Source organism: Nocardioides sp. NPDC006273 (assembly GCF_040613495.1).
Lineage (GTDB): Bacteria > Actinomycetota > Actinomycetes > Propionibacteriales > Nocardioidaceae > Nocardioides.
This window is the reverse complement of the sequence record NZ_JBEXSD010000041.1, coordinates 16,948-29,831: the sequence shown is the minus strand read 5'-3', so window position 1 is coordinate 29,831 and position 12,884 is coordinate 16,948. Positions and strand designations below refer to the sequence as shown.

Annotated in this window: 11 protein-coding genes and 1 tRNA gene; 6 read left to right on the top strand and 6 right to left on the bottom strand. The window is 68.8% G+C overall.

Features of this window, described 5'->3' with window-relative positions; translation table 11 throughout:
• Positions 1-8: 8 nt before the first annotated feature.
• The 5 genes from ABZZ22_RS17805 to ABZZ22_RS17785 all read right to left on the bottom strand — a co-directional run bounded on the left by ABZZ22_RS17805 (position 9) and on the right by ABZZ22_RS17785 (position 5,930).
• Complete coding sequence (locus ABZZ22_RS17805; RefSeq protein WP_354933702.1) at positions 9-1,727, bottom strand: hypothetical protein; 1,719 nt, start codon at positions 1,725-1,727, stop codon at positions 9-11.
• Between the two features lie 12 nt (positions 1,728-1,739).
• On the bottom strand, positions 1,740-2,576 hold the full coding sequence (locus ABZZ22_RS17800) for a carbohydrate ABC transporter permease (protein WP_354933700.1): 837 nt from the start codon (positions 2,574-2,576) through the stop codon (positions 1,740-1,742).
• A gap of 1 nt (position 2,577) precedes the next feature.
• Positions 2,578-3,546 (bottom strand): sugar ABC transporter permease, encoded by a 969-nt coding sequence (locus ABZZ22_RS17795; RefSeq protein ID WP_354933698.1) that lies wholly within the window; start codon positions 3,544-3,546, stop codon positions 2,578-2,580.
• A gap of 32 nt (positions 3,547-3,578) precedes the next feature.
• Positions 3,579-4,838 carry an extracellular solute-binding protein gene (locus tag ABZZ22_RS17790; RefSeq protein WP_354933696.1) on the bottom strand — a complete coding sequence of 420 codons (1,260 nt, stop codon included), beginning with the start codon at positions 4,836-4,838 and terminating at the stop codon, positions 3,579-3,581.
• 87 nt (positions 4,839-4,925) lie between these two features.
• Positions 4,926-5,930 carry a LacI family DNA-binding transcriptional regulator gene (locus ABZZ22_RS17785; RefSeq protein WP_354933694.1) on the bottom strand — a complete coding sequence of 335 codons (1,005 nt, stop codon included), beginning with the start codon at positions 5,928-5,930 and terminating at the stop codon, positions 4,926-4,928.
• A 213-nt stretch (positions 5,931-6,143) separates the two neighbouring features.
• Between ABZZ22_RS17785 and ABZZ22_RS17780 the strand changes: the two genes are divergently transcribed.
• The 5 genes from ABZZ22_RS17780 to ABZZ22_RS17760 all read left to right on the top strand — a co-directional run bounded on the left by ABZZ22_RS17780 (position 6,144) and on the right by ABZZ22_RS17760 (position 10,887).
• Positions 6,144-7,703, top strand: a complete 1,560-nt coding sequence (locus ABZZ22_RS17780) for a TIGR03767 family metallophosphoesterase (protein ID WP_354933692.1) — start codon at positions 6,144-6,146, stop codon at positions 7,701-7,703.
• A 132-nt stretch (positions 7,704-7,835) separates the two neighbouring features.
• Complete coding sequence (locus tag ABZZ22_RS17775; protein WP_179658858.1) at positions 7,836-8,249, top strand: DUF3052 domain-containing protein; 414 nt, start codon at positions 7,836-7,838, stop codon at positions 8,247-8,249.
• Positions 8,250-8,400: 151 nt separating this feature from the next.
• Positions 8,401-10,152, top strand: a complete 1,752-nt coding sequence (locus ABZZ22_RS17770) for an AMP-binding protein (protein ID WP_354933690.1) — start codon at positions 8,401-8,403, stop codon at positions 10,150-10,152.
• The gene (locus ABZZ22_RS17765) at positions 10,149-10,613 is read left to right on the top strand and encodes a peroxiredoxin (protein WP_292648159.1); all 465 of its coding nucleotides are present in this window, start codon (positions 10,149-10,151) and stop codon (positions 10,611-10,613) included. The genes ABZZ22_RS17770 and ABZZ22_RS17765 overlap by 4 nt, the downstream gene beginning before the upstream one ends.
• A gap of 198 nt (positions 10,614-10,811) precedes the next feature.
• Positions 10,812-10,887, top strand: a tRNA-Val gene (locus ABZZ22_RS17760).
• Positions 10,888-10,952: 65 nt separating this feature from the next.
• On the opposite strand, the gene ABZZ22_RS17755 is transcribed toward ABZZ22_RS17760, so the two are convergent.
• On the bottom strand, positions 10,953-11,993 hold the full coding sequence (locus ABZZ22_RS17755) for a helix-turn-helix domain-containing protein (RefSeq protein ID WP_354933687.1): 1,041 nt from the start codon (positions 11,991-11,993) through the stop codon (positions 10,953-10,955).
• A 108-nt stretch (positions 11,994-12,101) separates the two neighbouring features.
• On the opposite strand from ABZZ22_RS17755, the gene ABZZ22_RS17750 reads away from it, so the two are divergent.
• The gene (locus ABZZ22_RS17750) at positions 12,102-12,737 is read left to right on the top strand and encodes an isochorismatase family protein (RefSeq protein ID WP_354933685.1); all 636 of its coding nucleotides are present in this window, start codon (positions 12,102-12,104) and stop codon (positions 12,735-12,737) included.
• The last annotated feature ends 147 nt before the right edge of the window (positions 12,738-12,884 follow it).

The window sequence follows — 12,884 nt, the reverse complement described above, 5'->3', positions numbered from 1 at the left end:
TTGTGGGGTCAAGACCGCCGAACGTGATCGGCGGCGAAGAGGAGGTAGACCGCGGCGGTCCAGGTGTAGGCGCGGTCGCGCAGCCCGGTGCCGGTGCGGGCGTCGAAGTTCTCGGCGAATCCGGACTTCTCGCACAGCGCCCGGAACCGCTCGCTGACGACGTCGGCGACGGCCGTGAAGCCACTTCGGCGCAGGCCGTCCTCGATGAGCGCGGTCGACGGCGCCCAGATCGGGCCCCGCCAGTAGCCGTCGTCCTGGTAATGGGGCGAGGAGACCGGCTCGGTGGCCGGCCCGTAGTCGGTCAGGTGATCGCTGAGCCGGTCGGCCATCGCCGCACGGATGTCGGGCGGCAGCCGGTCGCCGAGCACCAGCGGCAGCAGGTTCAGCAGGCTGGTTCCGGTGCTCCGGCGACCTGAGAGGGCGCCGACGGCGACGAACTCCGTGCCGGTCCAGAGCTGGTCGACCAGCGTACGGAGGAGCTCGTCGCCGACCTTGCGCCATCCCGCCGAAGGGTGGCCGAGCTCGTCGGCCAGGTCGGCGAGGACGTCGAGCTGGACCGCGAGGAAGGCGGCGAGGTCGGGCGACTCGATGACCCGGTCGAGGTCGAAGGTGGTGGCGTTGTCCCACCCGCTGTCGTTGCCGTGCTGGTAGTACGGCAGGACGTGGCCGGGCCGACGCCTGGAGTCGAGCCAGAACCGGCTCCAACGGGCCAGACCGTCATGGATGCGCTCGAGCTCGGCGGCGCCGAGGGCGCGGGCGGAGGTGGCGCGCAGCCGGTGCAGCGCCCACCCATGGATCGGCGGCTTCACGTAGTTGTAGAGGACCTCGGTGTGCGTCACCGAGTCGGGTAGGGCGCCACGGTCGTCCTGGTGGTCGAACGGGGCGAGGAGCTGGTCGATGGCCGCATCCGGACGTCCAGGCGCCAGCGCCATCGCGTTGAAGCAGTGGTCCCAGCTCCACAGCTTGTCCATCCAGTGCTTCGACATCAGCACCGACTCGCGGCCCAGCAGGCCGCTCGGCGCGACGGTGGCCGACCACAGGACGTACGCAGCCAGCGCAGCGGCCGGGGTGCGCTCGTCACGCCACGGGGCGAGGTCGTCGAGATAGCTCCCGAAGTCTTCTGCCGAGTCCGCCACGACGTCCTCGAAGGTGGCTGTGGCCGGGGACGCCGACTGCTGCGAGGTCGCCTCGCGGACCTCGGCCTCCCAGTCTCCGCCGTCGCTGCCGAGCAGGATCGATCTCGTCGCCTCGCCGAGCGCCTCGGAGCCCTCGACCGAGTGCTCCCCGCGGAGCATGGTGACGCGGTAGCGGTGGCCCGTCTCGTAGCTGGTGAAGACGACGGCGCCGTCGCTCGGGTCCGTGAACAGGTAGGTCCCGGTGAACGGGGTGAGCCCGGCAGCGGCGTCGCCGAGCCGCAGGGCGAGGCCGGAGCCGCGGAAGCGGACGGCGTCCGGGCCGGCGAAGGCGGCCTCGACCCGGCCACGCTCCGCGGTCCAGGTCAGGACTGCGGGACCGGCGGACCAGACCGTCTCGACCGGGCGGCCGTCGTCCTCGGGCCGCAGCGTGAGCACGCCGTGGAATCCGTTGCGGTGGGAGACGAGGTGGATCGTGTCGGTGCGGGTGTGCAGGGCGATCACGGGGGAGAGGTCGAGCCAGGAGCCGCGCCGGGAGAACGGGATCTCCCGGACGTCGAAGGCGGCCTCGGTCGAGGTGTCGTGCAGCGGCATGCGTGGTGTCCTTCAGTCCTTGACGGCGCCCGCCGTCACACCGGCGGCGACGTACCGCTGGGCGACGACGAGCAGGATGGCGGTGGGGATCGAGGCGACGACGGCGGTCGCCATCAGCGGGCCCCACTCCTGGTTCTGGGAGCCGATGTAGTCGTAGAGCCCCATCGTGATCGGGCGCAGCGCGCCACCCTCACGGTTGAGGGTGGAGGCGAAGATGAAGTCCGACCACGCCCACAGGAAGGCGAACAGCGAGACGGTCACCGCCGAGTTGCGCGAGATCGGCAGGACGACCTGCGTGAAGGTCTTCCACGGCGTCGCCCCGTCGATGGCCGCGGCATGGAGGAGGTCGCGCGGGATGCTCGCCATGAACGCGGAGAACAGCATGACGCCGAACGGGATCGCGATCGTGGAGTCGGCGACGATCAGGCCGGGGATGGTGTTCAGGATCCCGAGGTCGGTGTAGACGGTGTAGAAGCCCAGTGCCATGACGACGCCCGGGACCATCTGCGCCACGATGAGGCAGAAGTTGAGCACCCGTCGGCCAGGGACGAAGAGCGACGACATCGCATATCCGGCCGGTGCCGAGACGAGCAACGTGAGCGCGACGGTCCCGATCCCGATGACCAGGCTCGTCCCGAGATAGGGGAGCTGGTCCTGCAGCACCACCCGGTAGTGGTCGAGGGTGAACGCCGTCGGGAACAGGCCGCCGCTGCGGATGGCGTCGCGCTGGGTCAGCGAGACGTTGACCATCCAGTAGAGCGGGAACAGCATCAGTGCGGTGAGGACGAGACCGATGCCGGTCCTCGCCCAGGCCGAGGCGCTCCGTGCGGTACGAGTCGAGGTGTGCATGTCAGGCCTCCTGCTCCTTGCGCTGGACGGCGAGATAGACGAATCCCATGAGCAGGGCGACGAGCAGCAGGATCGTCCCGACGACAGACGCCTGGGAGTACTCGATGACTGCCGAGGTGCCCTTGCCGAAGGCCATCCCGTACGCCCAGGTCGCCAGCGTCTGCGAAGAGCCCGCGCCGGCGGTCATGATCCAGATGACGTCGACGACCTTGAGGGTGTAGACGAAGCCGAGCAGCAGCGTGATCGCGCTGACGGGACGCAGCAGCGGGAAGGTGATCGACCAGAACCGCCGCCACGGGCCGGCGCCGTCGAGCGCAGCCGCCTCGTAGAGCTCCGTCGAGATGTTCTGCAGCCCTGAGTACAGGATGACCAGGTTGAACGGGACCCCGAGCCAGATGTTCGCGATCATCACGGCCCACAGCGAGTTGTCGGCGCTCAGCCACCAGACCGCATCGATGCCGAGCACGCCGAGGAATCGGTTCACGATCCCCGAGTCCGCGTCCATCATCCACTGCCACGTCGTCGCCGAGACGATGATCGGGAGCAGCCACGGGACCAGGAAGAGCCCGCGCAGGACCACCGACAACGGGAAGTGGCGGTGGAAGTACGTCGCGAGCGCCAGCCCGATCACGTACTGGAAGAAGAGCGAGCCGACCACGAAGATCGCGGTCTGCTGCACGATCGGCCAGAACTGCGGTGACGCGAGCACGTCGCGGTAGATGTCGGCCCCGGCGAAGGGTGCCTCGCCGGTGACGTACGTCGCCCGCGTGAACCGGTGCAGGCTCATCGACACGTTCTCGACGAGCGGATAGGCGTAGAAGACGACGAGGTACGTCACCAGCGGCGCGACGAAAGCCACGCCGGCCCAACGACGGCGGTGATGCCGGCGCCGGGGCCGGGACGCCGCGGGCGGCACCGTCTCCGGTGCCGTCCGGGGCTCCAGCGTCGAGACTGCGGGATTCCTGCTCACTGTTCCATCCGTTCCGTCGGGCCGGGCGCGGGTCAGTTGCCCGTGGCTTCCTGCGCAGCGGTCTCGAACGCTTCCTTGACCTGATCGGCGTCGCCGGCGGCGTTGAGCGCGGCCTGCTCGGCCTTCGACAGCGCGGCCGAGGCCGCGAGGTAGTCGGTGCCGAGGTCGGTGGTGCGGCCCTGCGCACTGGAGATGGCATCCGCCCACGGCTGGTAGTGCTCCGTGGAGGCGATCTGCTGCTCGCGGGTGGACTCGGAAGCGGTGAAGTAGCCGAGCATGTCGTCGGTCTCGACCTGCTTCTTCGAGCCGAGCAGGCAGTCGAGCACCTCCTTGGCAGCGGCGTAGTGGGCGTCGCTGTTCTCCTTGTGCAGCGGCACCACGCCGAACTCGCCGCCGGTCGGGACCGGAGCCGCGCCGCCGTCCTGGCTCGGGATCGGCATCATCTTGATGGGGAACTTCTGCTCGGTCGCCGCCTGGGCGAACCACGAGCCGTTCTCGGCGAACGCGTAGTCGCCGGTGAGGAACAGGTCCCAGGAGGCGGACTGGTTGTCGGTGACGGCCGACTTGGGGGCGTACCCGTTGCCGATCCAGTCCGAGACGAGCTGGCCCGCCTCGACGGCATCGGCCGAGCCGAGGTCGGACAGGTCGGCGCCGGATCCCCAGAACCAGGGCAGGAACTGGAAGGTGCCCTCCTCGCCGGGGACACCCGCGAACGTGATGCCCTGGTGGCCGGCTCCGGTCACCTTCTTCAGGGCGGCGTTCAGGCTCGCCCAGTCGGTGATGCTCGCCGGGTCGACACCGGCGTCGGTGAGGACCTGCTCGTTGTAGTAGAGGCCGAGGGTGTTGGCGCCGACGGGGACCCCGTACGTCTCGCCGTCGACGGTCCCCGGGCCGGCGATGTTGGCGTCGGCGTCGGTCGCCTCGAGGCCGACCTCGTCGATGGGGACGAGCAGGCCGGAGGCGGAGGCCTCGGGCATCGCCGGGTTGTCGAGGAACACCACGTTGGGTGCGTTGTCCTCGCGGACGGCCGTGGTGAGGTTGTTGATCAGGTCGGTGTTCGGGGCAGCGGTGCGCTTGATGGTGGTGCCCTCCGGCGCGCAGGACTGGACGTACTTGGCCCAGTCCGAGCTGTCGTCGTACTGGGGGTAGGGGTCCCAGAACCCGATCTCGGTGACCTCGCCCGACTCGCCTGAGGAGGAGCCGCAGGCCGCCAGAGACACGGTCAGCGCGGCCGCGGTGAGGAGGGCGAACGTACGACCGTGGGGGCGGCCTGGGGTGGGGATGCTGTTCATCTCGGGTCCTTTCACATCATTGTGTGGGGTTGTTGAACCGGTTCGACAGTGGGCCTGACGAGGCTCTCCGTACGACCCGGCGGTGGTTCAGCTGGTGCTGCCGCGGTCGCGGAGCACCGGGGTGACGAACCGGACGATCGGTGGTCCGGCCTCGACCGGCGTGGTGATCCGGCTGATCAGCCGCGACACCGCCTGCCGTCCGAGCTCGTCCGCGGCCGAGTCCACGGCGGTATAGGGAAGGGAGAACTCCTCGCCGAAGTCGCGCGAGTAGAGGCTGACCACGCTGAGGTCCTCAGGGACCCGCACGCCGCGCTCCCTCAGGATCGATGGCAGCGCCGCGACCGTCGCGTCGTTGTGGACGATCAGGCCGGTGGCGGTCGGGTGTGTGTCGAGGATCCGGTTGACGGACTCTGCGATCGCGGGCTGGCGGGACTCGCCGTGGTAGCAGTGGATCTGGATCCCGTACCGCGCTGACCGCTCGACGGCCGCGTCCCGGAAGCGCCAGGCGTACGTTCCGCCGCGCTCGACCACATGCTGTGGGGGAGCGATCAGGACCAGCTCACGGTGACCACGTTCGTGGAGATGGTCGACGAGCATCCTGGCCGCCTCGCCGAAGTCGAGGTCGACGAAGTCCAGGCCGGCGGTGTCGCTGGCCAGGCCGAGCAGCACGCCGGGCTTTCCGACCGACCGCAGCGAATCGAGCCGCGGGTCCTCGGCGGTGACGTCGAGGAGGACGATCCCGTCGACCATGTGGGAGTCGGCGATGCGGTGGATCGCCGAGGGGCCGTCGGGGTCGGTCACCATCAGGATGTCGTAGCCGAGCTCGCGGGCTCTCATCGAGATCGGCAGGACGTACTGCAGCATCGCCGGTGCGAACTCGTCCTCGTGGAACTGCAGCAGCAGCCCGAGCACCATCGTCTGCGACGTGGCCAGCGCACGTGCGCCGGCGTTGGGCGTGAAGCCGAGCTCACGGATGGCTCGCTCGATCCGCTCCCGCGTCTCGGTCGAGATCGTGCGCTTCCCGGAGAGGGCGTAGGAGACGGTGCTGCGCGAGACGCCCGCGTGGCGCGCCACGTCCTGGATGGTGGTCAACTGGCTACCTTGCTTTCGAACCGGTTCGACATGGCAAGAGTGTGATGAGAGTCACTGCTGGTTGTCAAGGGGTGCGCATCCATCAGCCGCCGCGCGCAGCAGGCCCGGAGCCCGTGATCCGTGCGCCGAGGTTCCGCCCAAGAGGTGTGGGCGAGGGGAGTAGGGTTCGCGCACCGGACGGTGTTGGCCGGGCATCAGGAGAGGGCGGCGTAGATGGGTGTCACGAGCGAGAGCGGTCGGATCGTCGCGGGTGGCCGGAAGGGCCCCTACGTACGTCTGGCCGAAGGCCCGCAGGAGCGCCACGTCTCGCGCACCGACCTCACCCGGCGCCCCGAGAACCTCGGTGATCCCGTGCTCACTGTCGCGCACCTGTCCGACATGCACATCTGCGACCACCAGTCGCCGGCCCGGGTCGAGGTCCTGGACCGGCTCATGGATCCCGACAGCACGACCTGCGACCTGATCGACCAGGTCGGGACCTACCGGGCGCAGGAGCTGCTGACCGCCCACGTCGGCGCCGCGATGGTCGAGGCGGTCAACGAGATCACCGAAGGCCCCGTCGGCGGCGGCCCGCTCGACCTCGCGATCGCGACCGGCGACAACACCGACAACGGGCAGTTCAACGAGCTCGACTGGTATCTGACGCTGCTCGACGGAGGCCGGCTGACGCCCGACTCCGGCGACATGTTGCACTACGAGGGCGTCGCCAACCTGCCCGACAAGCGCTTCTGGCATCCGCAGGGCGAGACGTACGACATGCGCCGTGGTGACCATGGCTTCCCGCTCGTCCCCGGGCTGCTCAAGGCCGTGCGCAAGGCGATCGACTCGCCCGGGCTGGAGGTGCCGTGGCTGGCCGTCAACGGCAACCATGACGGGCTCCTCCAGGGGACCGTGCCGGGCACCGCCGCCATCGGCGAGGTCGCGGTCGGCGATCTGAAGGCGATCGCGATGCCCGAGCACTGGACCGACGAGGCCAAGGCGAAACTCATCTCCGGCCTGGTCTCCGGTGACCCGGTGGCATTCGGCATGCTGGCCGAGCTGGAGCCCTACGAGGTGACCGCCGACCGGCGCCGCCGGCAGACCACGCTGCAGGAGTTCGTCGACTCCCACGTGCACGACGAGGCGCAGCCGCCCGGACACGGGTTCAAGGCCGGAGGCGAGCCCTACTACCGCTACGACGTCAACGACCAGGTCACCTTCGTCGTCCTCGACACGGTCAACCCGGCCGGCGGCTTCCAGGGGTCGATCGACGCCGAGCAGCTGGACTGGCTCGATGCCGTGCTCGCGTCCACCGACTACGACGAGCGGCTCACGGTGATCGCCAGCCACCACGACGTGGCCTCGCTGCACAACGACATGAGTGCTCCCGACGGCAAGCGGCGGGTGCTCGGCGACGAGATCGTGCAGACCGTCTCGAAGCATGAGAGCGCGGTCCTCTGGCTCAACGGGCACACCCACCGTGCGTCGGTGAAGCCTCACGGGTCCTGGTGGGAGGTCACCGCGCCGTCGCTGATCGACTGGCCGCAGCAGGGCCGGGTCGTCGAGCTCATCTCCGACGGAGACGTGCTCACCATCGCCACCACGATGCTCGACCACGCCGGCCCCGCCCGGTGGAGCGGTTCGATCGAGGAGGTCGGCCACCTCGCCTCGCTCTCCCGCGAGCTGTCCGCGAACGACTGGCAGGGGCCGCGGGTGCGCCTCGCCGAGCACCCTTCGGCCGGGACGGCGCAGGACCGCAACGTACTGCTGCACCTGCTCGATCCGAGGGCATGAAAGGCTTGCGACACGCCGTTAACTAGCGCCTGACAGGCGGTTGGGGTTGCATGGACTCGCGTTCTCCGCTGGACTACCACCAACCAAGTCCATGCAAGCGGCGTGGACAACAAGCTTTGGAGGAAACGACACGTGAGCTCGACCGCAGCCACAGGGCCTGCGGACCGGCTGGGCCTCAAGTCCGGCATGGTCATCCAGGAACTGGGCTGGGACAACGACACTGATGACGAGCTTCGGGTCGCCATCGAAGACTCCGTCGACGCAGATCTGGTCGACGGCGACTACGGGAACGTGGTCGACGCCGTGCTGCTGTGGTGGCGCGTCGATGACGGCGACCTCGTCGACGGACTCGTCGACGCGCTGACCGACCTCGTCGGCGGCGGTGTCATCTGGCTGCTGACGCCGAAGGTTGGCCGCCCTGGTGCGGTCGACGCGGCCGACATCGCCGAGGCGGCACCCATCGCCGGACTGTCCCAGACCACCACCGCATCTGTGAGCAAGGACTGGGCCGCGACGCGTCTGCTGGCGCCGAAGACCCCTGCGTGATGTCCGCGATTCTCGGGATCGCCGGACACCCGCCAGAGGCCTCGCGTGAGTGAGCGCGGACGGGCGATCCGCTGGGTTACTGCGACGCCGTGTCCGTATTGTGGTTCGATTTCCACGGAGGCGACGCCACGAGGTGGCTAGACTCCCGACGGTGTTCTCGACTACGGCTGCCAAGGCACGCACCGCCGGATCCGCGGCGAAGATCCTGGCCGGCTCCGGCATCGTCCGGCCGGTCAACCCGATCGGGCTCGCCCAGACCGGTCTGGCGCTGGCGCGCTGGGGCACCGGCCCGGCCGGTGGGTTCATCGGTCTCGCTCGTCGTTATCCACGCCGCACCGCTCTCATCGACGAGCTCGGGTCGCTGACCTACGCCGACCTCGACCGTCGCTCCAACGCCATCGCCCGGGCCCTGGCTGCCCGGGGGGTCGGGGAGGGTGACGGGGTCGCGATCATGTGTCGCAACCACCGTGGGTTCGTCGACGCCACCTTGGCGGTCGCGAAGCTGGGCGCCGACGCGCTCTACCTCAACACCGCCTTCGCGGGCCCGCAGCTCGTCGGGGTGCTGGAGCGGGACAAGCCCGCCCTGATCATCCACGACGAGGAGTTCACCGGGCTGCTGTCCGCGGCGAGCTCGGCTCAGCGGCTGGTTGCGTGGGTGGACTCCGAGGACCCCGAGGAGACGACCGGAGCGAGGTCGAGCGGCGAGCTTGCTCGTCCGCTCGCGCCGAGCGAGGGAGTAACCGCGCGAAGCGCGGAGACGCTCGAGTCGCTGGTCTCCGGTGACGCGCGGCCGGTGCCGCCGCCGAAGCGGCACGGACGGATCGTGATCCTGACCTCCGGCACGACCGGGGCGCCCAAGTCGGCGCCGCGTCAGGAGGCGGGGATCGACGCGGCCGTCGCGCTGATGTCGCGGATGCCGATGAAGGACGGGTGGCGCTGCTTCATCGCCGCCCCGCTCTTCCACACCTGGGGGATCGCCCACCTGCTCTTCGCCGAGCTGCTCGGCACCACCATGATCCTGCGCCGCCGGTTCGACCCGGAGGACGCGTTGGCGACCCTCGCGGCGAGCGAAGCCGACTCGTTCGTGGTCATCCCGGTCATGATGCAGCGGATCCTGTCGCTGCCGGAGGAGAAGCTGGCTGCGCACGACCTGGAGGCGATCGCCTCCAGGCTCAAGGCCGTCGCGTCCTCCGGCTCGGCGCTGCCCGGCGACCTGGCGCTGGAGTGGATGGACCGCTTCGGTGACAGCCTCTACAACGTCTACGGCTCGACCGAGGTCTCCTACGCCTCGATCGCCGACCCCGTCGACCTGCGGGAGGCGCCGACCTCGGCCGGCAAGGTGCCGTGGGGCACCCAGATGCGGATCCTCGACGGTGACGGTGCGCCTGTCCCCGATGGGGAGGCCGGCCGGATCTTCGTCGGCAACGGTCTTCTCTTCGAGGGCTACACCAGCGGTGGCGGCAAGGAGGTCGTCGACGGACTGATGGCCACCGGCGACGTCGGCCGGTTCGGGCCCGACGGTCGGCTCTACGTCGAGGGCCGCGACGACGACATGATCGTCTCCGGTGGCGAGAACGTCTTCCCGCAGGAGGTCGAGGACTGCCTGATGCGGCATCCACTCGTCGCCGACGCAGCCTGTGTCGGCGTCGACGACGCCGACTTCGGCAAGCGGTTGCGCGGGTTCGTGGTGCTGGTTCCTGGCGGCGAGGCCGAGGGGGGCGACGTCGATGTGACTCTGAAGGACTGGGTCAAGGAGAATCTGGCTCGCTTCAAGGTTCCGCGCGAGATCCTCGTGATCGACGCGCTTCCGCGCAACGCGACCGGCAAGGTGCTCCGGCGTGAGCTCGCGACCTGGGACGACGAGGCGGCAGGACCGAACGGCGAGAGGGTGGCAGGGCAGTGAGTGGACTTCAGACCGGTGGGCCGGCCCCGGACTTCACCCTTCGTGACCAGTTCGGTGCCGACATCACGCTGTCGGACTTCCACGGCAAGAAGGCGGTGGCGATCTTCTTCTTCCCGTTCGCCTTCTCCGGTGTGTGCACCGGCGAGATGAGCGGGCTGCGCGACCGGCTCGACGAGTTCGTCACCTTCGACACCGAGGTCCTGGCGATCTCGTGCGACCCGATGTACGCCATGCGGCAGTTCGCCGACACCGACCGACTCAACTTCCCAGTGCTCTCCGACTTTTGGCCGCACGGTGAGGTGACCAAGGCCTACGACGTCTTCAACGACCGCACCGGCGCCCCGCTGCGCTCCTCCTACATCATCGACAAGTCGGGCGTGCTGCGGTGGGCCGTGCACAACGCCAACGCCGACGGCCGCGACCTCGACGAGCACCTGCGGGAGCTCCACGCTGTGGTTTGAGTGAATGGTTTACCAAGCATCCAAGTTGTGTTAACAGGGTGGTTACATCGCTTTTCATATGCCCTGGGCGGGATCTAGTCTATTAACTGTTGAGCCGCTGATGACCCGAGACGTCAGCGGCTCAACTTCCATTTGAGGGTAGGTGCGTCGGCCCGGTTCGTCGGGCTCGCCCCTGATCGCGTACTCTTGGGGCGCTTCGGACGCATAGCTCAGTTGGTAGAGCGCCTCCCTTACAAGGAGGATGTCAGGGGTTCGAGTCCCTTTGCGTCCACCACCTTGTTCTGCCAGGTCAGGAACTTATTTTGTCATCGCCTTCCTGGGGTCGGCGTCGGCATTCAGTCAGAACTCAGGCCCGCGCCGCATGGTCCGGCTTTGAGGAACCCCTTCGGGCGTGAAAGAAAACTTTCTTTCACGCTGAGCAGATCGGTTTAGGTCCCCGGGAGCGAACCTGCGCCGGTACGAGGTGGGGGTCGTCGAGAAGGCGGCGGCGAAGTTCTGCCGGAAGGTCACAACGCTGCTGAAGCCGCACGCGCCGGCGATGTGGCTGATCGACCAGGTCGTCGTCTCGAGCAGGCGGCGGGCTTCGTCGAGGCGGCGGGTGAGGATCCACCGCGCGGGAGTGCTGCCGGTGACCTCGGCGAATTGTCGGGTGAAGTTGCGTCGGCTCATCCCGGCGTGATTCGCCAGGTCGTCGACGGAGAGTCGCGCGTCGAGGTGTGCCTGGGCCCAGTCGATGGTCGGTCCGAGGTCTCCGACGCCGCCGGCTTCGGGGACGGGACGGTCGACGTACTGGGCCTGGTCGCCGTCGCGGTGGGGCGCGACGACGAGGTGGCGTGCGACGGTGGCAGCCGCGGCCGAGCCGAGTTGGGAGCGCACGATCGACAGGCAGGCGTCGATCGCGGACGCCGTGCCCGCTGAGGTGAGGACGTCGCCGTGGTCGCGGTAGAGCGCTGCCGGGGTGACGGTCACGTCCGGGCGTCGGTGGGCGAGCTGCTCGACCGCGCCCCAGTGGGTGACGACGTCTCTGCCGTCGAGGATCCCGCTGTCCACGACCGGGAACGCGCCGAGGCACAGGCCCGCGACGCGACTGCCTCGTGCCCGTGCGGCGCGGATCCTGTCGGTGAGAGCCGCGTCGGTCGGCGGGAGGTCGCTCGGCCATGACGGCAGGACCACGAGATCAGCTTCCTCGACGATCTCGGGTCCTGCGACGTCATCGACCCAGAGCCCTTCGGCAGTTCGTACGCCGCGTCCGTCCTCGGTCCACACGACCGGGTCCCAGCCGTCGGCCAGGCCCAGGCGGCCGACCTCGCCGAAGACCATCAACGGTGTGGCGAGATGGAACATGGTGACGCCGTCGAAGGCGTGTACGACGATCCGCATTCTGGCCCAATCTCATCGAAAGATGTCATTCGTGCCACTCACGATACCCCCTCGCGGCGAGCCAGAGTGGAGGGGAACGACCACACCATCGAACCGAGGAGACCCTCTGTGAACACGCCCCGCCGCGCCCTGATCGTCGTCGATGTCCAGCAGGAGTACTTCGACGGGATCCTGCAGATCCAGTCGCCGTCCCGTGAGCAGTCGCTCGCCAACGTCCTGACCGCGATGGATGTCGCCGAGCGCGAGGACCTGCCTGTGGTCGTCGTCCAGCACGAGCTGCCCGAGGGTGCTCCGGTCTTCGCCAGTGGAAGCCACAGCTGGACCGTCCACCCGGAGATCGAGGGACGCCTGAAGCCGTCCTGGAAGCGTGTGACCAAGGACAAGAGCAGCGTCTTCGCGGGCACCGACGTCGCCGCCTGGCTGGGTGAGCAGGGCGTCGACACCGTCACGATCGTCGGCTTCATGACCAACAACTGCGACATCGCCACCGCGGTCGGGGCCGAGGAGCTCGGCCTGGCCGCCGAGATCCTCTCGGATGCGACCGGTGCCGTCCACCTGGCCAACGAGGCGGGCAAGGTCTCCGCCGACCAGCTGCACCAGACCCTGCTCGTGCTCCTGCACTCCAACTTCGCAGCCGTCGCCAGCACCGAGACCTGGGCAGAGGCGGTCGCGGCCGGGACGGCACTGCCCAAGAGCGACCTCGGCACCTCCGCCATGCAGGGTCGAGCGGCGTACGCAGGCTGAGGCCGCATTGCCATCCTGACGACATGAGCTGCGCCGGGTGAACTGATGTTCTCGAGGCGTTCGTCTCGGTGCCGTCGAGGTGACCGGTCGCGGCCGTAGCGTGCGGGTTTCGGCCTCTATCGGAAGTGAGTAACCCCCATGTCACAC

Bases quoted from the DNA above. Each gene is read 5' to 3' on its own strand.
- ABZZ22_RS17805 (WP_354933702.1), bottom strand. From the start codon at position 1,727: ATGCCGCTGCACGACACCTCGACCGAGGCCGCCTTCGACGTCCGGGAG.
- ABZZ22_RS17800 (WP_354933700.1), bottom strand. From the start codon at position 2,576: ATGCACACCTCGACTCGTACCGCACGGAGCGCCTCGGCCTGGGCGAGG.
- ABZZ22_RS17790 (WP_354933696.1), bottom strand. From the start codon at position 4,838: ATGAACAGCATCCCCACCCCAGGCCGCCCCCACGGTCGTACGTTCGCC.
- ABZZ22_RS17780 (WP_354933692.1), top strand. From the start codon at position 6,144: ATGGGTGTCACGAGCGAGAGCGGTCGGATCGTCGCGGGTGGCCGGAAG.
- ABZZ22_RS17755 (WP_354933687.1), bottom strand. From the start codon at position 11,993: ATGCGGATCGTCGTACACGCCTTCGACGGCGTCACCATGTTCCATCTC.